Source organism: Shewanella scandinavica, from assembly GCF_031932065.1.
GTDB classification, from domain to species: Bacteria; Pseudomonadota; Gammaproteobacteria; order Enterobacterales; family Shewanellaceae; genus Shewanella; species Shewanella baltica.
In genome coordinates this window covers 38,875-63,149 of the sequence record NZ_JAUOES010000019.1, presented here as the reverse complement: position 1 = coordinate 63,149, position 24,275 = coordinate 38,875, and the positions used below count along the sequence as shown (strand labels likewise).

Annotated in this window: 31 protein-coding genes and 1 tRNA gene; 17 read left to right on the top strand and 15 right to left on the bottom strand. The window is 47.8% G+C overall.

Annotation, left to right across the window (positions count from 1 at the left end; genetic code table 11):
* The first annotated feature begins 117 nt into the window (after positions 1 to 117).
* The 4 genes from adk (at position 118) to nadE (ending at position 4,378) form a co-directional block, all read left to right on the top strand.
* Complete coding sequence (gene adk, locus Q4Q50_RS15925) at positions 118 to 762, top strand: adenylate kinase (RefSeq protein WP_006082054.1); 645 nt, start codon at positions 118 to 120, stop codon at positions 760 to 762.
* 111 nt (positions 763 to 873) lie between these two features.
* Positions 874 to 1,878 (top strand): ferrochelatase, encoded by a 1,005-nt coding sequence (gene hemH, locus Q4Q50_RS15920; RefSeq protein WP_311900172.1) that lies wholly within the window; start codon positions 874 to 876, stop codon positions 1,876 to 1,878.
* A gap of 163 nt (positions 1,879 to 2,041) precedes the next feature.
* The gene (locus tag Q4Q50_RS15915) at positions 2,042 to 3,346 is read left to right on the top strand and encodes an inosine/guanosine kinase (protein WP_006086215.1); all 1,305 of its coding nucleotides are present in this window, start codon (positions 2,042 to 2,044) and stop codon (positions 3,344 to 3,346) included.
* Between the two features lie 201 nt (positions 3,347 to 3,547).
* Positions 3,548 to 4,378 carry an NAD(+) synthase gene (gene nadE, locus Q4Q50_RS15910; protein ID WP_259212575.1) on the top strand — a complete coding sequence of 277 codons (831 nt, stop codon included), beginning with the start codon at positions 3,548 to 3,550 and terminating at the stop codon, positions 4,376 to 4,378.
* A gap of 223 nt (positions 4,379 to 4,601) precedes the next feature.
* Here nadE and Q4Q50_RS15905 read toward each other — a convergent pair whose 3' ends face one another.
* Positions 4,602 to 5,084: a DUF6942 family protein gene (locus tag Q4Q50_RS15905; protein ID WP_311900191.1), complete on the bottom strand. Its 483-nt coding sequence runs from the start codon at positions 5,082 to 5,084 to the stop codon at positions 4,602 to 4,604.
* Between the two features lie 185 nt (positions 5,085 to 5,269).
* On the opposite strand from Q4Q50_RS15905, the gene Q4Q50_RS15900 reads away from it, so the two are divergent.
* Positions 5,270 to 6,742 (top strand): alpha/beta hydrolase, encoded by a 1,473-nt coding sequence (locus tag Q4Q50_RS15900; protein ID WP_311900171.1) that lies wholly within the window; start codon positions 5,270 to 5,272, stop codon positions 6,740 to 6,742.
* A gap of 51 nt (positions 6,743 to 6,793) precedes the next feature.
* Here Q4Q50_RS15900 and Q4Q50_RS15895 read toward each other — a convergent pair whose 3' ends face one another.
* Positions 6,794 to 8,974 carry a diguanylate cyclase gene (locus Q4Q50_RS15895; protein WP_311900170.1) on the bottom strand — a complete coding sequence of 727 codons (2,181 nt, stop codon included), beginning with the start codon at positions 8,972 to 8,974 and terminating at the stop codon, positions 6,794 to 6,796.
* Positions 8,975 to 9,300: 326 nt separating this feature from the next.
* On the opposite strand from Q4Q50_RS15895, the gene Q4Q50_RS15890 reads away from it, so the two are divergent.
* Both Q4Q50_RS15890 and Q4Q50_RS15885 read left to right on the top strand, forming a co-directional pair.
* Positions 9,301 to 10,317, top strand: a complete 1,017-nt coding sequence (locus tag Q4Q50_RS15890; protein ID WP_311900169.1) for an IS110-like element ISSba19 family transposase — start codon at positions 9,301 to 9,303, stop codon at positions 10,315 to 10,317.
* A 512-nt stretch (positions 10,318 to 10,829) separates the two neighbouring features.
* Positions 10,830 to 10,906: transfer RNA gene (locus tag Q4Q50_RS15885), tRNA-Pro, on the top strand.
* 160 nt (positions 10,907 to 11,066) lie between these two features.
* On the opposite strand, the gene Q4Q50_RS15880 is transcribed toward Q4Q50_RS15885, so the two are convergent.
* From Q4Q50_RS15880 to Q4Q50_RS15820, 13 genes are all read right to left on the bottom strand, one after another.
* Positions 11,067 to 12,251, bottom strand: a complete 1,185-nt coding sequence (locus tag Q4Q50_RS15880) for a site-specific integrase (RefSeq protein WP_311900167.1) — start codon at positions 12,249 to 12,251, stop codon at positions 11,067 to 11,069.
* Between the two features lie 5 nt (positions 12,252 to 12,256).
* Positions 12,257 to 12,484: a hypothetical protein gene (locus Q4Q50_RS15875; RefSeq protein WP_006082046.1), complete on the bottom strand. Its 228-nt coding sequence runs from the start codon at positions 12,482 to 12,484 to the stop codon at positions 12,257 to 12,259.
* Positions 12,485 to 12,596: 112 nt separating this feature from the next.
* The gene (locus tag Q4Q50_RS15870) at positions 12,597 to 12,917 is read right to left on the bottom strand and encodes a hypothetical protein (RefSeq protein WP_311900166.1); all 321 of its coding nucleotides are present in this window, start codon (positions 12,915 to 12,917) and stop codon (positions 12,597 to 12,599) included.
* Positions 12,914 to 13,522, bottom strand: coding sequence for a hypothetical protein (locus Q4Q50_RS15865; RefSeq protein WP_311900165.1), 609 nt, complete (start codon positions 13,520 to 13,522; stop codon positions 12,914 to 12,916). Before Q4Q50_RS15865 ends, Q4Q50_RS15870 begins: the two co-directional genes overlap by 4 nt.
* Positions 13,519 to 13,749, bottom strand: coding sequence for a hypothetical protein (locus tag Q4Q50_RS15860; RefSeq protein WP_311900164.1), 231 nt, complete (start codon positions 13,747 to 13,749; stop codon positions 13,519 to 13,521). The genes Q4Q50_RS15865 and Q4Q50_RS15860 overlap by 4 nt, the downstream gene beginning before the upstream one ends.
* Positions 13,746 to 14,024 (bottom strand): hypothetical protein, encoded by a 279-nt coding sequence (locus tag Q4Q50_RS15855; RefSeq protein WP_311900163.1) that lies wholly within the window; start codon positions 14,022 to 14,024, stop codon positions 13,746 to 13,748. The genes Q4Q50_RS15860 and Q4Q50_RS15855 overlap by 4 nt, the downstream gene beginning before the upstream one ends.
* Positions 14,025 to 14,333, bottom strand: a complete 309-nt coding sequence (locus tag Q4Q50_RS15850) for a hypothetical protein (RefSeq protein WP_311900162.1) — start codon at positions 14,331 to 14,333, stop codon at positions 14,025 to 14,027.
* Positions 14,330 to 15,028 carry a hypothetical protein gene (locus tag Q4Q50_RS15845; protein ID WP_311900160.1) on the bottom strand — a complete coding sequence of 233 codons (699 nt, stop codon included), beginning with the start codon at positions 15,026 to 15,028 and terminating at the stop codon, positions 14,330 to 14,332. The genes Q4Q50_RS15850 and Q4Q50_RS15845 overlap by 4 nt, the downstream gene beginning before the upstream one ends.
* The gene (locus tag Q4Q50_RS15840; RefSeq protein WP_311900158.1) at positions 15,025 to 15,615 is read right to left on the bottom strand and encodes an ead/Ea22-like family protein; all 591 of its coding nucleotides are present in this window, start codon (positions 15,613 to 15,615) and stop codon (positions 15,025 to 15,027) included. Before Q4Q50_RS15840 ends, Q4Q50_RS15845 begins: the two co-directional genes overlap by 4 nt.
* A gap of 10 nt (positions 15,616 to 15,625) precedes the next feature.
* Complete coding sequence (locus Q4Q50_RS15835) at positions 15,626 to 15,790, bottom strand: hypothetical protein (protein ID WP_006083880.1); 165 nt, start codon at positions 15,788 to 15,790, stop codon at positions 15,626 to 15,628.
* Between the two features lie 36 nt (positions 15,791 to 15,826).
* On the bottom strand, positions 15,827 to 16,174 hold the full coding sequence (locus tag Q4Q50_RS15830) for a hypothetical protein (protein ID WP_311900156.1): 348 nt from the start codon (positions 16,172 to 16,174) through the stop codon (positions 15,827 to 15,829).
* An 82-nt stretch (positions 16,175 to 16,256) separates the two neighbouring features.
* Entirely contained in the window at positions 16,257 to 16,619 is a 363-nt protein-coding gene (locus Q4Q50_RS15825) for a forkhead box protein (RefSeq protein ID WP_311900154.1), read from the bottom strand.
* 383 nt (positions 16,620 to 17,002) lie between these two features.
* On the bottom strand, positions 17,003 to 17,728 hold the full coding sequence (locus Q4Q50_RS15820) for an XRE family transcriptional regulator (protein WP_311900152.1): 726 nt from the start codon (positions 17,726 to 17,728) through the stop codon (positions 17,003 to 17,005).
* Positions 17,729 to 17,730: 2 nt separating this feature from the next.
* On the opposite strand from Q4Q50_RS15820, the gene Q4Q50_RS15815 reads away from it, so the two are divergent.
* From Q4Q50_RS15815 to Q4Q50_RS15770, 10 genes are all read left to right on the top strand, one after another.
* Entirely contained in the window at positions 17,731 to 18,066 is a 336-nt protein-coding gene (locus tag Q4Q50_RS15815) for a transcriptional regulator (RefSeq protein ID WP_311900151.1), read from the top strand.
* Between the two features lie 330 nt (positions 18,067 to 18,396).
* Positions 18,397 to 19,020 carry a toxin YdaT family protein gene (locus Q4Q50_RS15810; RefSeq protein ID WP_311900150.1) on the top strand — a complete coding sequence of 208 codons (624 nt, stop codon included), beginning with the start codon at positions 18,397 to 18,399 and terminating at the stop codon, positions 19,018 to 19,020.
* A gap of 5 nt (positions 19,021 to 19,025) precedes the next feature.
* The gene (locus Q4Q50_RS15805) at positions 19,026 to 19,352 is read left to right on the top strand and encodes a hypothetical protein (RefSeq protein ID WP_006082030.1); all 327 of its coding nucleotides are present in this window, start codon (positions 19,026 to 19,028) and stop codon (positions 19,350 to 19,352) included.
* 163 nt (positions 19,353 to 19,515) lie between these two features.
* Positions 19,516 to 20,214 (top strand): hypothetical protein, encoded by a 699-nt coding sequence (locus tag Q4Q50_RS15800; RefSeq protein WP_311900148.1) that lies wholly within the window; start codon positions 19,516 to 19,518, stop codon positions 20,212 to 20,214.
* Between the two features lie 142 nt (positions 20,215 to 20,356).
* The gene (locus tag Q4Q50_RS15795; protein WP_311900147.1) at positions 20,357 to 21,193 is read left to right on the top strand and encodes a helix-turn-helix domain-containing protein; all 837 of its coding nucleotides are present in this window, start codon (positions 20,357 to 20,359) and stop codon (positions 21,191 to 21,193) included.
* Positions 21,190 to 21,873 carry a replication protein P gene (locus Q4Q50_RS15790; protein WP_311900145.1) on the top strand — a complete coding sequence of 228 codons (684 nt, stop codon included), beginning with the start codon at positions 21,190 to 21,192 and terminating at the stop codon, positions 21,871 to 21,873. Before Q4Q50_RS15795 ends, Q4Q50_RS15790 begins: the two co-directional genes overlap by 4 nt.
* Positions 21,863 to 22,087, top strand: coding sequence for a hypothetical protein (locus Q4Q50_RS15785; RefSeq protein ID WP_106650792.1), 225 nt, complete (start codon positions 21,863 to 21,865; stop codon positions 22,085 to 22,087). The genes Q4Q50_RS15790 and Q4Q50_RS15785 overlap by 11 nt, the downstream gene beginning before the upstream one ends.
* Complete coding sequence (locus Q4Q50_RS15780; RefSeq protein ID WP_311900142.1) at positions 22,088 to 23,356, top strand: tyrosine-type recombinase/integrase; 1,269 nt, start codon at positions 22,088 to 22,090, stop codon at positions 23,354 to 23,356.
* A 72-nt stretch (positions 23,357 to 23,428) separates the two neighbouring features.
* Positions 23,429 to 23,644 (top strand): helix-turn-helix transcriptional regulator, encoded by a 216-nt coding sequence (locus Q4Q50_RS15775; protein WP_006082023.1) that lies wholly within the window; start codon positions 23,429 to 23,431, stop codon positions 23,642 to 23,644.
* Positions 23,634 to 23,993 (top strand): hypothetical protein, encoded by a 360-nt coding sequence (locus Q4Q50_RS15770; protein WP_115334833.1) that lies wholly within the window; start codon positions 23,634 to 23,636, stop codon positions 23,991 to 23,993. Before Q4Q50_RS15775 ends, Q4Q50_RS15770 begins: the two co-directional genes overlap by 11 nt.
* Positions 23,994 to 24,275 lie beyond the last annotated feature (282 nt).

Sequence of the window (24,275 nt, the reverse complement as noted above, 5' to 3'; positions counted from 1 at the left end):
CAGTTTATTTGCGGTTTCTGAGGCTAAAGTCGAAGCTAAAACCCTTCTCAATGGCGGCCAGATGTGCGAAGATCGCCGCCCTAAGAAGAATATCAATGCGAAAAGAGGACTCTTGAGATGCGCATTATCCTATTGGGCGCCCCAGGTGCCGGTAAAGGTACCCAGGCCCAGTTCATTATGGAACAGTATGGTATCCCACAAATTTCCACTGGTGATATGTTACGTGCCGCGGTAAAAGCGGGTACGCCACTGGGTTTGGAAGCAAAGAAAGTGATGGATGCTGGTCAACTGGTTTCTGATGATCTTATCATCGGTCTGGTTAAAGAGCGTATCGCACAGGAAGACTGTGTTAAAGGTTTCTTGTTAGACGGTTTCCCACGTACCATCCCACAGGCGGATGCGATGGCGGCAAACGGTATTAGCATTGATCACGTGATTGAAATCGATGTGCCAGATGAAGAAATCGTTAAGCGCATGAGTGGTCGTCGTGTTCACCCAGGTTCTGGCCGTGTTTACCATGTGGTTTTCAATCCACCTAAAGTGGAAGGCAAAGACGACGTAACGGGCGAAGATTTAGCTATCCGTCCAGATGACGAAGAAAGCACAGTGCGTAAACGCCTTGCAATTTATCACGAGCAAACTAAGCCGCTGGTTGAATACTACGGTAAAGTGGCTGCAGCAGGCCAAACTCAATACAACAAGTTTGACGGCACTCAATCGGTTGCGGCTGTGAGTGAGCAGCTTGCCAGCGTGTTGAAATAACCGAAAAAGCTTAATTTACGAGAACGAGTTCTCATATTAGAAAAAAGCCTGCCGATGCAGGCTTTTTTTATGGGTATCGCAATGTTAGCCTCCAAGTGAACTCCATTAACCATGAGCCTAACGTTGAATCCTTCCCCTGCTTTTGGTGTGCTATTGGTTAACCTCGGCACGCCTGATGAACCTAGCCCTAAGGCTGTAAAACGCTTTTTACGGCAGTTTCTCAGTGATCCGCGTGTCGTCGATTTATCGCCGTGGATTTGGCAACCGCTGCTGAACGGCATTATTCTCAACACCCGTCCGGCTAAAGTCGCGAAACTTTACCAAAGCGTGTGGACGCCGGAAGGCTCGCCCTTGATGGTGATAAGTGCACGCCAAGCACGAAAGCTGGCGGTGGACTTAAGCGCCACGTTTAACCAGACCATCCCGGTTGAACTGGGCATGAGTTACGGCAATCCCTCCATCGATGCGGCATTTGAACGCCTGAAAGCCCAAGGGGCTGATCGCATTATTGTGCTGCCTTTGTATCCTCAATATTCCTGCTCGACGGTGGCAAGTGTGTTTGATGCCGTTGCCAGTTATCTTAAAACCGTGCGTGACATACCTCAGGTTCGCTTTAATAAAGACTATTTTGATCATGATGCTTATATAGTGGCGCTGGCGCATTCAGTGACACGTCACTGGAAAACCCATGGGCAGGCCGACAAGTTACTCTTGTCATTTCACGGTATTCCACTGCGTTATGTGAAAGAGGGCGATCCATACCGCGAGCAGTGTTTTGTCACGGCGAAACTGTTAGCGCAAAAACTTGAGCTTAGCGAGTCGCAGTGGCAAGTGTGTTTCCAATCGCGCTTTGGCCGCGAAGAGTGGCTCACGCCCTACGCCGATAAATTATTGGCCGAGTTACCTGCACAAGGAATCAAAAGTGTCGATGTGATTTGCCCTGCTTTTGCGACTGATTGCCTCGAAACCTTAGAGGAAATCTCCATTGGTGCTAAGGAAACCTTCTTACATGCGGGTGGAAGCGACTATCGGTTTATCCCTTGTTTGAACGACGATGAATCACACATTGAATTATTACGGCAATTAATCCAAGAACAAGCGGTATCTTGGGTATAGGAGCACTGGCTTCGAACTGATTTTGTGATAGAATCTGCGCCCTTCCGGCTAAGGGGTGGTTTTTTTGTCTCGCTAGCCTAGACTCAATATTTTTAGGATGCTGCTCGGCTTGACCGCCTCGGCAGACGCCAATTAGCATGGATGCCAGGAAAAGAGAGCCACTATGAAGTTTCCCGGTCAGCGTAAATCAAAACATTATTTTCCGGTTAAAACCCGAGATCCGCTGCTTGAACAGCTGACTCAACAGCCTCAGCCGTTTGCGACCTATATCAGCGGTATTGATCAAACCTTAGTGGATATCGAAGCGAAAGTGGAGGACGAATTGCTGAGCCGTTATGGCTTACCAAAAGGCAACTCGACCCTGATCAATGATGAACAGGCACACAGACTCTACACTGAGTTAAAAATTCATGGCTTGATTAGCGATGAGTTTGCTGGTGGCACGATTGGCAACACAGTGCACAATTATTCTATTCTGGCCGATGACCGTTCAGTGTTATTCGGGGTGATGAGTCAGAATATCGAAGTGGGCAGTTACGCTTATCGCTATTTATGTAATACCTCTTCTAAAGTCGACCTTAACTTTCTACAGCCTGTAGATGGCCCTATCGGTCGCTGTTTTACCTTGATTTCTGAGTGTGGCGAGCGGACATTTGCGATTAGCAAAGGCTCGATGGATAAACTCACGCCTGAATATATTGATAAAGATGTAATACAGGGCAGCTCTGCCTTAGTGCTGACCGCGTACTTGATGCGCGCCAGCGATGGCGACCGTATTACCGATGCGGCCATGTGCGCCATCGAATACGCAAAAGCCGCCGAGGTGCCGGTAGTATTGACCTTAGGCACGCGTTTTTTGATTGAAGAAGATCCGCAATGGTGGCAAAACTTCATCAAAGAACATGTCACCATTTTGGCGATGAATGAAGATGAAGGTGAAGCCTTAACCGGTTCTCGGGATCCTCTGCTCGCCAGTGAAAAAGCTTTGGAATGGTGTGACATGGTATTAACCACAGCGGGTCCAATCGGTCTTTATACTGCGGGTTATACTGAAGATTCTGAAAAGCGCGAAACCGTTCATACCCTGTTGCCGGGCGCGATTCCTGAATTTAACCGTTATGAGTTCTCCCGTCCAAAGCTTAAGAATGACTGTGAAACACCAATCAAAGTGTTTGCCCACATTTCACCTTATATGGGCGGTCCAGAAAAAATTGGGAATACTAATGGGGCAGGTGATGGTGCATTATCGGCGTTATTACACGATCTGGCGGCCAATACTTTCCACAAGACTAACGTGCCAGGTTCTAGTAAACATAAGCGTGATGGCCTGTGTTATTCCTCGTTTTCTCAAGTATGTAAGTACGCTAACCGCGTCGCCTATGAAGTTTTAGCCCAGCATAGCCCGCGTTTATCCCGTGGTTTACCTGAGCGCGAAGATAGCTTAGAAGAATCCTACTGGGAAAGATAAGCCAGTACCTGTATTGGTATTAAGCTGACTGATTTACGCTAGGGCAATAACGGCAAACCGTTGTTGCCCTTATTTTTATGACGTTTATCAACAATCAATCCGCTAAGCGCTAATTTTAACTACAGGCAGTTGCGAATAAATGTTAACGTTAGTCGGGTTCAGATAGTCCAAATACAGCGATTATTTAAGGTGGAATTTTCGGTGAAAGCGCAAATCTTAAGAGAAATGAAGGTACTCACGGCCATAGAGCCTGAGTTCGAAGTGCAACGTCGGGTCGCGTTTATTAAAACCAAACTAAAAGAAGCGCGCAGCAAGGCATTGGTATTAGGGATCAGCGGTGGGGTGGATTCTTCTACCGCTGGGCGTTTGTGTCAGTTGGCGGTGGACAGTCTAAACCAGGAGAATAGCCAAGGCGGTTACCAGTTTATCGCCGTGCGTTTACCCTATCAGATCCAAAAAGATGAGCATGAGGCGCAATTAGCCTGTCAGTTTATTCAGCCCTCCAAATTGGTCACAGTGAATGTGCATCAAGGCGTTGATGGCGTGCACAGCGCTACCGTTGCCGCGTTAGCCGAAGCTGGATTGCCTTTGCCCGATGTGGCAAAAGTGGATTTTGTTAAGGGTAACGTTAAAGCTCGTATGCGGATGATCGCTCAATACGAACTCGCCGGACTCGTAGGTGGACTCGTCGTGGGGACAGATCACAGCGCCGAAAACATCACAGGTTTTTACACTAAGTGGGGCGATGGTGCCTGCGATTTAGCGCCTTTATTTGGTCTTAACAAGCGCCAAGTTCGCCAACTTGCCGCGTATCTTGGTGCGCCAGAGTCTTTAGTGCATAAAGCGCCGACTGCGGATCTAGAGGACAATAAACCGTTACTCGAAGATGAAGTCGCACTGGGGCTAACCTATGCCCAAATCGATGATTTCCTTGAGGGTAAAGATGTCGGCAAGGCGGTTGAGGACAAGTTGATTGGTATTTATAAGGCGACGCAGCATAAGCGTCAGCCTATCCCAACGATCTACGACTAACGCTAAATCGTACTCGAATAAGCACTCGTTGGAACTCAGTTCACGAGTGCTTTTTTATACCTTTTCTTACCTAGTTGCTGAGCTTGCGGCAGCCTTTACAGCTGTTGGCGTCGCTGTAGCTCGAAAACTGGCAGCGATTGTTCATTTAAGCTGGTTATCTTGCAGGGGCCTGTGACAGTGGCATCTGGTCGCAACATTTAGCCGCGGCATCTTGTTGTAGGGATTATGGCACGACTAAGTGTTGCCGTGTCAGGGCGATCAGCTGGTTTGGGTACTGGCGATAATCCAAATAGGGCGTGAGCAAAAATTGCTGCCCTTGGGAAGATGGAAGCGTCATCGCGGTTATGGATTTATTTTGGGCGGTTAAATGCTGTGCATGGATTTCGTTTGCAGAGATGGTGAACCCTAAACACTTTGCAGCCACTTGCCCCGCGACAAGATGGATCTTCGCGTTTGCCATCAATTCAGTGCCGCCTATGCAGAGCAGTTCATTTTGCTTGAGTAACACTTGGTCACGATAGTTGCGCCAATCTTTTCCAACCGCGCTGATTTTTGCCATAATAGTGAAGATCTTACGCCAATGATTGCCATTTAGAGCAATGAGTGCCCCGACTGCGTTTGGCTGAGTGTAATGCCAGCCGTCAGGTATCAGCGGCGCGGTAGGAAGATAGTAGGCGAACCTAGCGTGTGGATTACCGATAATCATCAAGTGTGTATAAATTTCGTTGGAACAAGACACTTTCGATCCTAACCCAATTAGGGCTTATGCAGTTAATAAAATGGCGCGGCTTATGGCGGAGGATGTTATCACGGTAAAAAATTTGAAGGATGTTTTTATCTAACCGTATAATTGGCTTGCTCATTTTATCTTATTGTTTTCTAGGAATCGCCATGAAGGCCATTATCATAGGTTCGACAAAACACCTATTCTTAGCCGCATTGTATGCGAGTATTGGTATTGCGGTGGCGTTGCTCGCGACAGGGATTTACTTTCTTAATGCGCGCCCTGAATTGTCGCTATGGCATACGGTCGAGCTAGATAATGAGTTCCATTACAATACTAAACTCGCTAGTTTTAATGAGTACTTAGCGCTAGAAGAGCGCTTATTCGCCGAAGTTGAGCGCAAAGTCGTCCAAAAGATTCCCGCCAATGAGTTTTCTCCCGTGAACCGCTATGTCAAAAATAGCTTATCCGATCCTGCCCATTGGCCCCAAAATTGGAATCGCAGTTATGAATGGCCCAAAGCCGATGCCGAGTTTGGGGTATTGCTGCTCCATGGCATGTCAGACTCGCCCTATGCCTTATCCAATGTGGCAGCGCATTTTAAAGGTAAAGCCCATGTGCTGGGTTTAAGACTACCAGGACATGGCACGATTCCGAGTGGCTTGACTGAGGTTTATTGGCAAGATCTCGCCGCCGCAGTGAACTTAGCCACAGCGCATATGCGGCAATCTCTGAAGGGTAAACCGCTATTTGTTGTGGGCTTTTCGACCGGTGCCGCCGTAGCGCTTAACCATGAGTTAGAACGTATTAGCCAAGATAAAAAACCAGATTATGCTGGGATGATTTTTATCTCGCCCGCCATAGGGTTAGCGCCATTAGCGGCGGCCGCGCGCTGGCAGAGTTGGATAGGCCGATTGCTGGAACTGGATAAACTGCAATGGAACAGCATTCAAGTGGAGTACGATCCGTTTAAATACACCTCTTTTGCGGTCAATGCGGGGGATGTGGTGTATCAGTTAGCTCTACGCAATCAAGGTTTATTGGCTGGATTAACTTTGCCGCAAAGGGCGCAAGTTCCGTCGATACTCACTTTTCAGTCGGTCGTGGATGCAACCGTTTCAACTTCGGCGGTGAATAATCTGTATCAAACGTTACCAGAAAAAGGCCATGAGCTCGTGCTGTTCGATATGAACCGACTCGATGTGAATACCAAAATGGTGTCCAATGATCCGTTAGCAGGCTTGCTGTCGAGCATCAATAGCCCTGCGCAGCATTATCGTGGCACTATGGTGGAAAATATCAGTCATGAAACCACGCAAGTTCAAGCGCGCAGCTTTGGTTTAGATGCGCTAGGTAACGTGGTCACAGAAGGTAAGGAAGTGCGCGCATTAGATTTGTATTGGCCCGCTGGCGTGTATTCCTTGTCCCATGTTGCGCTCCCCTTTGGTGTGGATGATGGCCTCTATGGCGCAGTTATTCAGCCTGATTTACATCGGATCCAAATTGGATCCTCAGCTTCGCGGGGGGAGCGCGGTTTATATAGCGTGTCGGCATCGGAAATGTTGCGCCAGAAATGGAATCCCTTCTTCCCGTATCTACTCGAGCGCATGGATGAGTATCGACTCGCGCATATGCACTAGGATTTTGTGCTTGATTAACCGCTCAGCTAATCTGGCCTAAACAAGCGCCAGTTAAACAATCAGGCTGCAAACAACCCGATCACGCCCCTGTTCCTTTGCAAGATACATGTTATTGTCGGCTTGCTTAAGCCAGTGCTCTAAAGAGTCGCTATAGGTGGCATTGGCAATCACAGCGCCAATACTCGCCGTGACATTGAAGCTTCGATTATCTTGCGGATTGATGATCACAGTATCAGCGAGTTGCTGTTTAAATTCATTAAGATGTGCTTCGACTTTCAGGGCATTACACATAGGCAAAATCAGTAGAAACTCTTCGCCGCCGTAGCGCGAGATTAAATCAATATCCCGTTTGAAGAGTGACGTTAAGAGTTTAGCAACCACTTTTAAACACTCGTCGCCGCCCAAATGACCATAAGTATCATTGATTTGTTTGAAGTGGTCTAAGTCCATTATGGCAAGTGTCATGGCATCTTGACCCCGTTCGCACATCTGTTGGATGAGCGGGAATTGGTGTTCGGTATAGCGGCGATTATAGAGATTCGTCAGCGGATCGCGCTCGGCTAAATCCTTTAATTTCATATTAGCGGCCTCTAAATCTTGGGTGCGCTGCTGTACTTTTTGTTCAAGTTCTTGTTGGTGTTCGAGTAAGGTTTGCTGGTTTGAGGCCAAACTTTCATACAAGCTATAGATCTCTTTAGGGGTACTTTTATCGAGTAGATCATGCTCAAACTTCTCGTCACTGACTTTTTCTTGCTTAGCTGGACCGAAATGCTGCGCTAAAAGCGACAGAGGTTCGGTCAGTAACTTACTGATGGCTTTAGTAATAAAAAAGGCGCCGACTAAAGAGCAAAATAGCAAAATTACCGTGTTGACATATTGGCGTTCAGCCAGTTTTAAAAGCGGCACAAAAGGTTCTAAAACATAGAGTTGCCACCCATTGTTTAACTTATGCTGGGCATAGATGTACTCAGGGGTATTTGAATCTAGGTTATGCAGGTTCATCAGTTGAAGCCGGGCGCGATATATCTCGCTGCCTTTGCTGAATGACAAGGGGGTGAACGGTGCGAGTCCTAACCCTTCGGAGGCATAAATCAGATTGTTGTTCTCATCGGTCAGTAAAATAGATTGCTGCTCATGGTGCAGGTTTTGTTTATCTATGCTGGAAAAATAGCGTAAATCTAAGCTGCCTTCGACTATCCCTCTGGCTTGATTGGGAGCATTTGGACTAAAAATGGGGGCACTGATGGCAACGATCACGTCATTACCAAAACCTCTACCGATAAATGCGGGTGATACAAAGGTTTTATGGTTATAAAACGCTTGGATAAAGTATTCCCTATCCATCACAGAAGGGATTTCTGCTAGGCGATCTAAGTTCACAATATTGGCCATTGGACTGGCAGCGAGCAAATTGCCTTGTTCATTCGCAATCAGCATGGTTTTAAAACCTTGATTACTATCGTGTATGCTTGAAAGTAATGCCTGCCACTCATTGATGTCTGCATTCGACAGGCTCAAAAACTTGGCGGTACTAGCGATGACTTGGGTGTTGTAAGCGAGATAGTTGTCGGTTGCATGGCTCAAATGGGTTGCCGTATCGTCCAGATTGCGATTAATCATCACTTGTTGTTTATCAATAAAAAAGTGATTAAAGGCTAAGGATGAAACTAATAAACTTACAGTAATGATTAAGGTAAACAAGTAACTGAGCTGCGAGCTAAAAGTGCGCCGGTTAAGATTGGTCAGCTTGCCTTTAAAATGCCATAGGCTTGGAATAGCAACCACACAGAGTTCGCCAATTGCAGCGTAAATCATGCCATTAACGGCTTGTTTTATCGCGGTAAAAGGAATGTGGCTGGCGGGCATTTTAGCAATGACAGCCACATAAATGGCTAACAGCGGGATCCCCAATAATACCCAATAACTCACACTGGCATAGAGTATTTGAATATCTCGGCGCCTTGCAAAACCAAGCCATAATGCTTCGAGTAAAAACAGTAAATACACGTGCGGGCTCGACCACACGATCATGAGCCCCGTTGCGGTAAATAGGGCGGTGATCAATGCATACCAAGGCCCTAAGAGTATTGCTACTATCACCACGGCCACGTTGCCGAGAATCAATTGCACATTAGCGAATAGAGGGATGGGAAAAAGATTCAGAACTAAGCCGAATACCCCCAGAATAATGGCCAGTCTGAGATGGGTGGTTTGGAAGGCGGGTAAATGCAAAGAAAAGTCCCTTTAGAAAATGGCTTGTGCTAACTGTCTGTGATTATGGCACAAATAAACCCAACTCCTCTATCCCAGTCATTCAATTACCTCCCCAAACAAAGCTATAACGTAAATAGATTGTTGAAGCTGATGATAGAAATGGATTGTCGAAACAAATAGTGCCACTAGATTATTTCGCTGAAGATAGGTCAATTCTCGTCAGTCGCAGGCTGACGAATGCTATAACCAATGGATAATGGAATGGACCCATCCACTTTTAATCGGCCTCACAGTGGGCCACGATGTAGTCGCTAAAACTCATCAGAAAGAGGACGGGTCCACTTATGAAGATTACTACAATTGGTTTAGATATCGCAAAGTCTGTTTTTCATGCTGTTGGTGTCGATAAAGCAGGCAAGTTAATCAAAAAGAAAATGCTTAGACGCAAGGACTTACTTCCCTTTCTTGCTCAAATTGAGCCGTGTCTGATTGTGATGGAAGCCTGTGGTGGAGCAAATTACTGGGCCAGAGAATTTGAGCTGTTGGGCCATAACGTCAAGCTAATCGCACCTCAATTTGTGGTGCCTTTTCGGCAAGGTAATAAAAATGACTACAACGATGCGCTAGCCATCGCTGAAGCTGCGCAGCGACCCAACATGCGGTTTGTAAAACCCAAAAGCGTTGAGCAGCAAGATGTGCAACTGCTCCACCGCATGCGCGAACGATTAACTAAACAATCAACCGCCTTAATCAATCAAGTCAGAGGGATGTTAGCGGAATACGGCATTGTGATAACCAAAAGTAAATCGGCTTTTAAAGTACAGTTTCCAGATATTTTAGCGGATGAAACCAATGCGCTGACTACCAAAGGTCGGGCCATTTTTTATCAGTTATATGAAGAGTTTAGTGATATAGAAAAACGGCTTAAGGGTTGTGACGTTCAAGTGCTCACTGAAACTAAAAACAATGTGATTTGCCAGCGTTTAGAAACTATCCCAGGTATTGGTCCAGTCACCGCTACCGCCTTTTATGCCGCCGCAGGTGATGGTAAAGATTTCAGTAATGGTAGACACTTTTCAGCTTGGTGTGGCTTGGTTCCCAAGCAACACAGCAGTGGAGGTAAAGATAACCTCCTTGGAATAAGCAAGCGGGGAAATGCTTACTTACGTACCCTGTTCATCCACGGCGCCAGAGCTGTGTTACAGCACAGTTGTCATAAACAGGATAAATTTAGTTGCTGGGCAATCCAGTTAGCAGAACGCCGAGGTTTTAACCGAGCCTGTGTAGCCGTCGCCAATAAACTCGCGAGAATGGCATGGGTTATCGTGGCGCATGACGAAGAATATCGACTTCCACTATAGTACTGAATAGATTCAATAAACGTTAATAATTAACCAACCAGCAAGTTGCTAAGACACTTGATTTGATGATGAGACAGTCAGACTGATCTACTGAAAACCTTAGCTGGCCATAGGCTCATTACGAAGCCGCAAGGATGATAAGGACAGTAGAAGCAGATATCCATCAGGGCCAGAGGCATACCTCGATAACAGGCCGGATATATGGGTGCAATGAACTCTTCTCAAAATTGATATCGAATGTCTTGCAAACCGGATGGGTCCATATATGGGCCATTTCAGAACCGTTATCGATGAAAATTGTGTCATTCAGAACATAAACTAAGCAGTTGTTCAAAGAGATCTCATGAAGCCCTTGCGCAGTTGCAAGGCAATTGCTACAGTTCTGGCTCACTTAAGATAAACCCCATAAACAGTATCTTAGGTGATAAGTGATTTAAAAAATTAGCTTGAAATAGCCAGTAAGTTATAACGGACTAAATCAACGCTGATAATACAATTCACTTAAACAATTTCGGTATGTAGCGCAGCCCGGTAGCGCACTGTCATGGGGTGTCAGGGGTCGGAGGTTCGAATCCTCTCATACCGACCAAATTCATAAACAAAAAAGCCTGCAATCTTAATCAGTTGCGGGCTTTTTTGTGTCTATAATTTGGCTTTTTACTGCTTAGAGGTGGTGAAACTGTGGTGAAATCGGGGTGAAACGGGTTTCAGAATTACAGTGGTCAAGTGCGCTGGTTGCATTAGTTTTATTAATGGCTGAATTTAATTTCAGCGTGAGGTACTTCAGTCCATTGCAGATGATCCCGCACATAGATTTTGGTGGACTTAGCATCGGTGTGAGCCATTCGGCCTTGAGGATCAACACCCATATCAGAAAACAATCTGGCGGAAAGCGCACGGATCTCGTGGAAGGTTGGGCGCTGGCTCATTTCTAAATGATTGAACAACGCTAACTCATCCCTTAATGCTGAAAACGCTCTGCTGAGATAATTAGGATCGAGCTGATAGCGGTGATCAGTCGCTTCACTTTGCTTATTGTGTTTGTCTGGTCGGCGATGAACCACATAAGGACAAAGCACTCCATCACGACTTTTATCAATAACGGCCTTTAATACCTCACCGATAGGGATTGCCACATGGCTGGCTTCCTTTTCCTCAACTTTTTGCCTATGGATAAACAGCGTTCCAAAGATCCCATCAACCGGAGCCTCAAACCAAATACAGCCGCATTGCCCATCCTTAGGTTTTTTAATGCTGTATTTTATCCGCGATACTTCAAGGCGTGCTTGGGTTGATTGCAAAGCAAGGTCCATCGCCGTTTGTAACCACAGTGGTGCCGCAGCATGGATTTGTTGATACACTTCAAAGCTTAAGCGTTGGCGTTCCTTACCTTTGGTTTTGCGTTTTTTCATCTTTCGAGAGGCCGGATTATCTAACATGATGGACTGGTCGATCGCGTAGTTAATCAGTTTCTCCAAAAATCCAAGTTTGCGGTTATGCACATTGGGGCTGGCATCAGGATGGTATTGGTTTAGATAGCCGTTGATGTGCTCAAGGCTAATATCTTGGCTGCTAACCTCAGCAAAATAGGTTTTAACCCGTTCGGCATCGTTGCGCATAGTGCTGCCCAGTTGCTTACTTGGTGCTTCCTCTTTAAATATCAACTCTAAAAGGCGGTCCACATGGCTGGCAAAGGACAGTCCATCAGCTTGAGGTGAGGCGCATGAGGCTTCAATCAATTGATCCACCGTTAACCCAACGGTAGGTCGCATAATGCGGTTGTACTCAACCGCAATTTGAATCGCCTGCACTTTATCTTTACCTAATGTTTTGCGAACACCATTTACCAGCGTAAAGCGGTAAGTGCCCTTGGAGCTATCAAACATTAGATGCTGAGGCAGATTTTTATTATGCGACTTTTTTGGGCGTACCATGTTAATTACCTTGAGGCTGCAATTAAATCAGACACCGCGCTGCTAACGGCGGGCGCCACACCAAAGTGCTGGTCTTCGTAAACATAGACCTTGTTATCTACAATGAGCCCGCGAATCACTCCACGTAAAATCCAACCTTTAATGGTACGATTTTGAGGCGCGGAATTGGCTGCAAACTCACGTTCAGACCACTCACTGGCCCTCATTAGTTTGGAAGGTTTTCTATAGGACATTTTAGACTCCTAGTATTTCAAATCGAGCGATAACGGCTTGTTCTCGGCTTTCAGTTGACGATAAATCGAACTTTGGGCGCTGGTTGAAAATTGCTGCTTCCTGCAGATTGCTTCATGCTGCTTCTTTGTCCTTCGGTGCGAAGAACAGTGCGACGGGGCCATCTTCGGTGTCGTGAATACTCAGCAAGAATGAGCCGGCCTTGTCGCAAACGGGTTGCCAATCGCTGATATCGGTGTCGCCCTCGTCAAAGTAACGCTCGATCTGATGTTCAGTGGCATCGAGTTCAAACCAAATCGCTACAAACTCGCCGCCTTGGCGTGCCGCCCATGCTTCACACTCCACACGGGTCACACCTTCATCCCACTCGGGCATATCTGGATGGGTCCAATAACCTTCTTCACGTTCAACTGTTGCTGCTTGTATCGGGTTCATGCTGCTTCTCCTTGGCGCTGGGCTTGATATGTTTGCCATGCGGGCAAATCAGTGTTTGATACTCGCCAATCAAGCTCGCCAGCCTTGTCATAGGCCACTGAGCCGCCATATTGAGCACCCTCAAAAGTAAATGTCGCAGTGCAATACAGTTGTGGATATGCACCGTTAAACGCCGTGAAGGTCAGATCAGGGCGCAGTGATAACAGCTGTTGCTTAAAGGCTTCGGCCTTGGCATTGTGCTGCGCAACGTCAGCTTGCTTTTGTGAATGGCACGCCGCGTTGCAATAAAACGCCTCGCCGATGCAGATCACCGCTTCAATGTCCGTCGCATTGCCTTCATTGTCTTCGGCTTTAATTGGGTTGCCGCAGTGGTAACAGGTAAAACACCAACCATCGGCCAGTAACACTTGATAAGGCACGTTGCCTTGCTCAACGTATTGGTCATATTCAGGGCAGCGAGTGACTGACATATCATCTTCAAAGGTCAGATTGAGTTCGCCCGCACCTATGCGGCGAGCGGCGGCAGCATGTTGATGAAACACAATGCACGCGGCGCCCTCGCAATGTTCTTGTACTTGAAACGCTTTAATCTTGGGTGTGTTCATGCTGCTTCTCCTTTTATTCTGAGTTTTGATTCTGCGTTAAGTGCAAATACTTCGGCGTCGGCTTGGCCGAAGTCGCTGCACTCGATGGCGTTAAAAGACTTACAAATGCCCCAACCGTGGTAGTTGTTGGGGGTGTACTTCACTTCGATTTGTTGCAGATCGCACATCAAGGTGGAGTAGGGCTTAGATAATGTGACCACGCCATCTTTGGTGCTAAACGTATTCATGCCGCCTCCATGTTTTGGTTGTCGCTGGTTTGGCTGACTGGCGAATGGCAGGGCAGGCGCATTGGGTGATATCGGTACGAATACACTATGGTGCGGCTAATGCCTTTGGCGAGGTTGGTTAAACCGTTGCCCAAGGCTTGCCAGTACAGACAATCTAACGCGCCCAGTGCTAGCGCGATTTTGATGCTGTCGCCCGTTGTGGCCTTGAGTAACAGGCTCAACTTATGGCTGCGGTAATGATTTAACAGATGGCGAAACGCCGCTGATTGAGTCATTTAGGCCACCTGCTTCGGTTGCAAAGGAGTTGTTAGCAAAGAGCTTGATTGCAAATGAGTTAATTGCAGCTTGGCCCAGTCGATGGCTTTAATGGCCTCGACCGTGGCGGCGATTTGCTCTAGCTTCTTTTGTCCGCGCATAAAGTTCGACAGTTCAATACCGTGGCGAGCGGCCGCGCGTTCGGCGGGCAGGGCGCTGGTGTAATGCAGCGTTAACGCGGCAATCACCTCGGGCGAACTAATGCGAGTGAGTGACAGCAATAATGCAACGCGCTCTTGTGATTCAAAGCCTGGGAGTAAGTGGTTCATGCTGCCTTTCTCCTTGCCTTCAATTCTTCGCAGCTTATGGATACCGTGAAATCAAGCTTCATGCGTTCGCTATATTGATCAGCACAGCTATAGGCTTCGTAAGGATTTAATCCCCAAGTAATGCAGCCACAATGTGGGCAATTGCCACGCGTTTTACCTGTGGTGCGGCGGGGGCGTGGTCGCTTGGGTTTACGAATGCCAGCAGCAGTGATCATGCTGCGCTCGTTGATGTTGGCAGCTTGGAAAGTGCGGCGTGCGATGGCGTCTATGTCGGTTTTGGCATAGATAGTGGCAACGATACCTTGTGTCTTGAGTTCGTTTACTCTGACTAGCGCAACTTGGTATGCAAACACGGCAGATGCCTTGTAACTTACAGAGCTAAAATCGACTGTTAGCCAATAAACATCATTGCCATCAGTGCGATCCCCAATGCGAATCACGTACTCATTACAGCCTGACTTTTCACCTTCATCGCCAAGATACTGGTGATCAACTCGCACGGTTGATTGCTCATCGACAAGCTCCTTGCTAAGTGGAACGTCAGTGTGACGGCTATTAAATTGGCGCTGTGCTTCTTCAAGGGTAAACACCTCAGCTAGTTCTAAGTTGCTGGTATAGCCGCCACGGTCTGCCCAAAACATGCAAGTGCTGCCAACATTGCCGCGCGAATCGCGTAGGTAAAATAATGGGCTCATGCCACCACCTCTGCCTGAGTCAGTGACAGGATCCAGTTGCGTAGCTCAATCATTTGAGGGCACAAATACATTGACGCGACATAGGTATATAGATGTGGGTAATCATGCTGCTTACGCCTGATAAACCAATTCGCATCAGCTTCGGTGAGGCAGGATTTAATGACCTCTTCAATTTCTTGAAAGTGAAGTTTGGTGAGGTTTGATGGCAAGTCGTAATGATCTGAATCAACATCAAAATCTTCGATAAATGCTTGAGTGAATACGTCGGCAAATGATTCGATTTCATCGTGATAAGATTCGATCTTGTCGTTCTCGAATAACCACGTTTTGCACCATTGGGCATCATGCTCTAGCAACCATTCAGCAAGGTTGCTTTTATCGCCATCATCAGAGCGATAGAGCGTTGAATAATCGCCGTCTTCACCGTAAAAAATCTCCCAGTGATGATCGTTGTAGCCTTCTTGAGTCACTAAGTAGCGCTTGCAGCGCACTTGCCAGATTGGCTCCGCAGTAATGCGATTATCTTGTTGGTGCATTTGCTGAGACATTTCAAGCAAGAATGCGGGGATTTCGATGTGTTGGCTCATATTGATTTCCTTATCTTCTAACCAAGAAACGGTGCAGACCTTTGGCGGCACGAATGGCGACAGTGCGGTCGGTGGTAAACTTGCCACCGGGCAACATCCAACCTTCCTTAAACGCGACGATATGGCCAACGCCGATTTTGATATCGCTGTGTAGCGGTTTGTCATCAGTTAACATGCTGCTTTCCTTCTCTCGTCATCACACACCGCAGGGCTAAGCTGCGGCTTCGCCGTTAAACACCACCAGATTAATGATGGGTTTCTTGGTTTTGGGGTTCACCTTGTCCGAGAGCTTGTGATAGCGAATATGCACATCGCGGTGGGCTTCTTGGGTGATGGCTAACACGATATATTGCTGGCACAGCGCGGGCGTCGATAACGAATGCGACAGGCGTTGTGGCTTCATGGTTTCAAACAAGTGCTTCGCCATATCATCCAACTTTGCTTGGTACTCGTCGGGGCTCAGTTGACGGCGGTTAGGGTGCGCACCGACTGAGGTGCTGCACTTTTTGGCCGCTTGATTTTTCGCTAAGGTCATGGACACGCCGTAAACAAAAAACATAAATGCCTCCAACAAGGTGAAACTGTCGCCGTAATCGTTATCGGGATATGGACCATCACCCCTTGGTTGCCTAAATCGTGACTTAGCGGCCGACCGGCGCGGCTGGCGTCATCGTGTGCAGCGGATGCACATTAGTGACGGCTTGCGAGTCGTTACGCCACACCATCACCTTGCCGTACAAACCTTGTTGGGGCTCAGTAAAGCGCAGGCAGAAGTTGAGCCCGAGTTCGCCCGTGTGGCGGATGAACTGGCGGTAAAAGGCAGGGCTAGGGTGGTGATAGGCAAAATGCTTGACCAGCTCATTGCAGCGGGCTTGCACCCGTGGGCAATCCATTGGGTCGGTGTGGCCCTTGGCCAGCGCCATCAAGCAGGCAAAACGTATCGCAACCAGTAGACGAAACTCATCGCGTTGCTTAGGTGTGGTGTGAACTTTCGCTAGAATCATTTCCTTGTCCTCGGTAGTGCCCATTGGGAGTAAGCTCGAAAGGGCGGTCAGTCGTGTATGGTTTAGCTTTTGTTAAAGCTCATGAAGCGTTCCTGTAATTAATATAGCTAAAGCTATTTGATGTGTAAATACCCAAAGCAATAAATATTGCTTTGGGTATATTTCTGAGGGTTTTAAAGTGATTTTTTTCGTAAGACAATCAAATATTTTGCAAGAAATGCAGGTGAGTTGATGTAATTTTCACGACTTAACGTTCTTGGCCGTTAAGTGTAGTCAGTGGGAAAAAATAAAACCGCATAGCGGTTTTATTTTGATTTAGTGTTAAGGCAAGGGTTGTGAAAATACAACCAGTTACTGGAGGAGTTGACCCAAAATAAAGGTGATTAAACGATAACTGAGTACCAAAAAACTCTGCCTATTACCTCTACTGATTCAGCGGGTTTGTCCTCAGGTTCATACTCATCACTATTAAAACTTAAGATGTTTAGCTTATCAGGCGATGAGCGGCGTAGTATTTTAATTCGTTTCCATCCATTTTCGTTGATGGCATAAATTTTCCCATCAACAATTTTCTTATCGTTCGTGTTAACTGCAACAGTTGTTCCATCAGGAATATATGGTTCCATACTGTTACCTCTTGCAGGGAAACAAATCACTCCAGAACCATCTGTATTTGCACCAACTTTACGTAAAGTGGATTTAGAGAACCTTAGCTTGAAGCCGTTGTAATCCTCATCATTAAAAGTTCCATCACCACAGGCAAATTCAACATCTCGCAAAAATGGTACCTCAACTTCATCGCTATTAATGGGGGTTGAATCATCCCAGGTGTCAAGGGTGCCCCATTCTTCTTTCTCGGGTATCTGTTGTTGTCTGCTTGGCTGCTCGCCCATCTTCTTTGGTTCGCGACCATTAAGAAGCCACTCAGGACTTACTCTCAAAACTTTAGCAATTTCATATAGTTTTCTAGTGTTCTTAGTTTTACCCGTTGTTAGTTTCCAGACGCTTGGTTGCGCCATGCCTATAGCCTCACCTAGTGATGCTTGAGTATAACCAGCCTCATCCATGGCCGTTCTTAATCTATCCGCAAAAGATTCATTTTTATTCATAAATGAAATTTATAGCCATAGTTATATCTCGTCAAATACCTAAAGCTATTTACATTGGTAATACCTTTGGCTATTATTTGGTTAATTTAAATGAGTGGAGATATTTTATGGCTGTAAAAGCTATTGCTCAGGCTATAAATGTACTAGGAAGTCAGCAGAAACTTGCTGATGCCTGCAACGTAAAACAGCCATCAGTTTGTGCATGGCTTCATGGCCGGAAAAAAGTTTCAGCAGAAAATGCGAAACGAATTGAAAAGGCAACTCATGGAGCCGTTCCTGCATACAAGATCCGCCCTGACTTGAGCGATTTATTTCCACATCCAAATGAAGCTGCATAATTACTTTATGTGTAATGGTGGTAACTATATGAAAAAAATTGTTTTTATTCATCAATTACTCTCAGTTATTCATCCGTTATATGCAGATGTGCAAAAACATGAAGTAGGTAGGCATTCAGGGAGCATGTCTAAACAGATTTTTGCACTCTTTAGCAAAGTAAAATCTGTAAATTGCAATAGTTGCTTATATCTACGTGATGCAATTTATTTAGTTCATACCATAGGCAACCGCTTGAATTTAAAAGCGACTCTATCAGACCGTCAATACTACCAATCCAAACTCATTTGTACTTCCTACAACTGTAAATTAACAGAGAGAGGCTTATTAGCATGAAAACCAATTCACATAAAAAAGATAGCCGTTTGAATTTGTTGATGAAAACGATTCATCGAGTGTTGGAGTTGCCCAAGATGACGCGCTTTGCGCTGGCGATAGATTTTGTTGCGGCGGTTGAGCGCCTTGGGCTAAGCGAGGTGTTAGCCGCGGAGGGCATTAGCTTTGCCAGCACGCAAGACGTGCACAACGATGCGCGGATAAATGCCCAAAAGCTGTTCCGTTGGCTTGGCCAGTACGAGGGCCAGCATCCGCAGGCGGATCGCTTGTTTCATGTTGAACAAGCACTGGTGGCGGCGCTGCCTGAGCATTTGCGGGTGCAGTATCTCAACGATGTGTTTGGTTGCACTGGGGTGACGGTTATTGCTGATCGCATGAGTGACGGCCATGTGTTGCATGTGGCCGATATGGCGGCATCGTTAACCAAAGAGAACGCCGAGGCGCAAGTGGCGGTGATCCATTTGGGCGATGAGCCCAAGCGCGAGCAGTTAGTGGCGGCGCACCGCGAGTTAAAAGAGTCGGCGGCGACCACGCAAGCCAGCATGGCGGCGTTAGAGCTGGCGTATCCGTATTTAGCGAGTCATGGCGGTAAGGCGGCGCAATACGCGGCCGAGAAGTGACCGCGATGCCGCAATCAAACCTAAACATCAATGTTATCGCCAGCGCTAAGACTGAGCTGCATCAGCAGTTGGTCCGCTTGGGTGACATGATCGGCGACGGTTTGCACTTAGAACCCGATGGCAAATGGATTGCGAAAGAGTATGTGAAAGTGGCGCGGGCGTTAGGTTATCGGCCTAAACGAGCTAATCACAGCGCACAGATTAATGCGGTAATGCTTAAGCGGGTGGCTGATGTGCCGTGTGGCCAGTGCGGTTTGGCTTTAAAACAAACCAAGTCGGGCTCGAAACGCGCCGTGTGTGCCAATGGGCATAAGTGGCAGTTGTTGAAATGAGTTGTTGAAATGACTTGTTGGAATAAAAGAAGGAGTGAATGACATGTTCACAAATCAGTTAAGTGATAACTGGGCGCGTACAAAACGCCGTTATCAAATTGCCCGCCACAGTTTGGCGACGAATGCGGGCTTGATACCTAAGTGGCAGTGAGGAGGATAAACGATGTTTGATCCTGAATGTTTAATTTGTTGTTTGGAGGGCGGCGCCGCGTGTTCGGTGCATGGGCAAGTTAGCCGTGCTGATGGGCCCGCCGTGGCCGAGATGGAAACCGCGCAAGTGACGTTACTCATGATGCAAGCAAGGCAGTTAATGCTTAAGGCGATGGCGCTTAAATCTAAGTCGAACATGCCTAATAGCACTGAGCCTAACGCCAATGAGCTTAGCGCGGCAACCTCTGAACGGGCAGCGTTAAGTGGCGTGAACATGGGCAAAGACATTGCCTGTTTTCATGGGCATACCACGGCGGAGTTGTTTAGGCGAACGCAGGTGGGCCGAATGGTTGAGGTGTTAAGGAACTGCGATGAATTGCAGCATAGTCGCCCCGAGCGTTGGGCGGTTATCGCGACCGACATAGTGGAAAAGGCGCTGCTGGGCAGTGGCAAGCAGTTGTTGCTACCGACGGTGAGCATTGATTGGATTATGAATTATCTGCTGATGGAAGAACAACGCGCGGAGCGTTCTATTGCGCAATTGGCGGTGGATGTAGGCGCGGCTGATATGAGTGCAATAGCGAAAAGCCGCAACGCGCACATTAAACGGCGTGATTTTTTTAGCCAGTTGCGCAGTAACTTGGCGCACGAGGTTTACTTGCTTGGCAGTGAAGGCGAGCGAGCGGAGGGCAACGGGGCGCATTGCAGTTGACCCGTTGCTGTAGACATAAGAAAGCCCGCTGAAGTTTGGCGACGAACGCGGGCTTAATACCTAAGTGAGGCAATATCATGTTACTGAAGCATGGGGTTTGCGTCAATTCGAGTTTGTGGGTTGCTCCGTTTGGGGGTGACTTATGAGTATGGAATTGATGGTAAAAGCGATGAAGGCCAAGGTGGGTAATCCACTGCGCAAGCTGGTGTTGATCAAGCTTGCTGATAACGCCAATGACCAAGGCGAATGCTGGCCGAGTTACCAGAACATTGCAGAGCAGTGTGAGATAACCCGCCGCAGTGTAATGAACCACGTAAAAACGTTGGAGGATGACGGCTTTTTACGGCGCGAATATCGCAAGGGCGAGAAGGGTAACTCCACCAATATTTTCCACATTCGTTTTGAGCCGATGGCGCCAAAATGCAAGGGAGATGCCGCTGTATTAGGGGGTGAAGCAAATTCACTATCCCCCAATGGCGCAGATTTGCCCCCTAGTGAATGTGGTTCACTACCCCCTAGTGAAGCAAATTCACCCCCTAGTGAATATGGTTCACCAGCTAGTGAACGTGGTTCACCACCCCTAGTGAATCTGGTTCACCCAGAATCTATCAATCTTGAATCTATCAATGAATCTTTAAAAGATAGTTGTCCAGCAACGAGTGCTAAGTCGGTTTTCAATGCATTTTTCAAAGCGTATCCCGCCCATCGCAAAGGTGGCTCGGATTCGGCTGCGTGGAAAGCGTGGAAGGCCGAAAAGCTGACCGATGCCGATTGTGTGTTGGCGGTGACCTGGTTGAAGGAGGCCGCGGCGCTGGATACGAGTTGGGGCTTTAGCGCTAATGGCCAGTTTGTGCTCGGCATTACCAAGTTTATCCGCGAACGCCATTGGCTAACGCCGTTGCCAAGACCGATGGCCACCGCTGTTGGGCAAGTGGATTGGCGCCATGCGGTGTATGACCCTGAGGACCCCTTGATATGACTGCCAAGCAAAATGCGAGCATGAAATCACTGCAGACCTTAATCCGCCAGCCGCTGGTTGGGCAGGGGCGTGTTAGCCAACCTGAGCCGACGGCAATGGACATGGCGATTGTGGACAGCGTGTTTAGCAAGTTGCGGGTGTTGTTCCCTGTGGGTGCGCCACGGCCTGAGGACGAAGCGACCCACAAAGCCGAGTGGCTTAAAACCTTGGCGGCGCAGGGGATTGCGAGCCGCGAGAAAGTGCAAGCGGGGCTGAATCGCGCGAGACGCGAGCAGGGCGATAGGCAGTTTTGGCCGACACCGCGCCAGTTTGCTTTGTGGTGCCAACCTACGGCCTGTGATTTAGGGCTGCCCAAGTTAGAGGCGGCGTTTAAGGAGGCAACCCGCCATTACCATCACCCTGATAAGCATACGTGGAGCCATGATGTAGTGCGCTTAGCGGTGCGTGAGACGGGCAGTTGGATGTTTGCAACAGGGCTCGAAAAGGACGTGTTAATGACGTTTGAGCGTAATTACACAGTGTTGTGTCGGCGCTTTAGCCGTGGCGAGTTGACCGATGTGGAATTGCCAAAGGCATTACCCGAAACGGTGACGCGGCCCACTGAGGCGGCCAAGGCGAAATCAATTATTGCCACGCTACGAACAAACCTTGGGCTTAAGGGGGCAAACGATGGCGACTAAACCACTGACCCAGCGCGAACGCTTAATGCGTATCATCACAGGGAAACGGTTTTGGACCCTGTTTGAAATCCAGCAAGAGAGCTTTAACCGCTTTGGGGTTCACGACAGCGAGACAGCCTTAAGTGCGCGGTTTCGGGATATGCCGATTAACCAGCGGGTAAAGCGCATACGCTCGGGTACCCATCACACCTTTGAATATCGGTTGGAGGGTTAGATGGCGCAGGTGATGACAGCAACAGGCGTAGAGCAAGGCAAGTTAAACGATGCGGTATTGCGCCGTTGGTTGCGGGCAGGAATAACAAGGGACTTTCGGGACACGCAGTTTCCGGCGGTGCGGTTACGGGCCTCAACCGATAGACGCCAAGCCTCGGTGTATTTAGTGATGAACGAAGCGGGCAAAACCGTGTGGCAAAAACAGGGCGTGTGGCCAGTGATGTGCTTAAAGACCTTTTTAGCCGAGTTACCTAGCCTTTTAGCAAAACGCAGCATGGGCCAAACGGTAATCAGCAACGAGTTTGCGAACGTCGCGCAATTGCTGGCGTGGTTTGTCACCCATGTGGAATGCAACCGCACCTTAAGTAACAGCTGGCGCAGTAACTGTAAATCGTTAGTGAGTAAACATCTCAGTAGCTGCTTTGGTGAGTTGCCACTCAATGAGCTGAACTTTATCGCAGTGGACAGTTATTTAATCAAACCCATGTTGGCGCAGGGTTACTCGGCGAATTACATCAAAGCAGCGGTGAAAGTGTTGAAACGAGCGTTATCGGTTGCGGCCGATTTACGGGTGTTAGACAGCAATAGCTTGGCGGGGTATCGGGTGCAAATGAGTTTGAAGATGCCGCCTTTGGTGGGCACGCAATTAAGCGAGTCGGACGTGGGCCCATTATTCAGCGCATTGCGAAATGCAGCAAGACCGGTGGCGATGTTGTTTGTGTTGATGCTGATGTTCGGTACCCGCATTGGTGAAACCCGTTTAGCACGTTGGGACCACTTTGCCGGCGATTACTGGTTTATTCCCGCCGAGAATGCCAAGAACCGCCAAGAGCATCGACTGCCTATGACGCCCACAGCCAAGAAGCTGATAACCCATTACGCCCACTGGCAATACACGCATGTGGGCAAGCGAGCGTTTTTGTTCCCAGGCGAAGTGGGGCCGGTGAGCATTCGCACTGCGCAGTATTGGAGTGAAACGATTCGGTTTAAGGCGTTTACCTCCCATGCGCTGCGCAAACTGTGCCGCACCATTATTGCTGACATGGGCGTAGATACTATGGTCGGTGAGCGGATTTTGAATCACACCTTGCCATTACTGCTGCGCACTTACGTCAACAGCACCTTAGATAAAGGCATGTTGATGGCGTTGGATGCCTACCACGCACACTTAATCACGCTGGGGTTTGATGATGTGGCGCCCGAGATTATGCGCCAATCGACCACTGAGACGAGTGAGCCAGACGAGCCAATGTTAGTGGGGTGGTTATAACGATGACGGTGACGATAACAATGACAATAACAAATAGCACAACAGAGTTATGGACTTCACGCAGGAGGATTTATGGCTAATCGCGCCGCGGATGTATTGAAAGTAGGGCGCCGTTTACGGGGCATGACCCAAGACGAAGTGGCTGAGATTTACGGCATTAGCCGCAACACTTACCAACGTTGGGAAAATGGCCGCACTACTGCACCCTATGACGATGTGACATCAATATGCCTTGATGTGTTTAAGCTTTCGATTGAGAAGATAAATGAGGTGGCCAATGGGCTTTAGCGATGAACCCGAGCAGAGGATGAACATTAAGGCGTTGCGGTTAGGGCTGTATCGCTGGGGCCGTTATTGGGTGTACCAAGAATTGGGCAAGGGGTTTTCAAACCGCAGCGCCTGCGACCGTTTAGGCGAAGCCTTGGGCGGCGGCAACTTAAAGCACGAACTCAACGTGCCTGCCCATGTCGCCCATTTTGACCAGCTCGTTGAGCAGTTATCGATTAACTGCAAACGTGCCATCCGCGCCCATTACCTGTGCAAAGAGCAGTGGGCCTTAATGGGATTTGACAGTAAAAAGTCATACATCTTCTGGTTAAGAAAAGCCGAAATGGCACTGCTAGATAGGATGAATTAGGGGATGTTTAGTGGTTGCTTGGGGAGCGAGAAGAGCAAGGGAAGGGGATTGAATATCGAGGCCGCATTAGCGGCCTTTTTGTTGGGTGGGATGATCTGCATAGATTCTTTTCGCCTTAGATTTTTAATTCGTTTTTATTTTTATAATTACCATCGAAATCATCTCGATTGCGGTATTGAAAAGCTAGGCCACGCCTAAGAATGTGAACGTTTCAATATTCACATTAGAAAATGTTGAAGTATCATTTTTCTCGTTCGCAAAAAATTCTTTTCAAACAACACG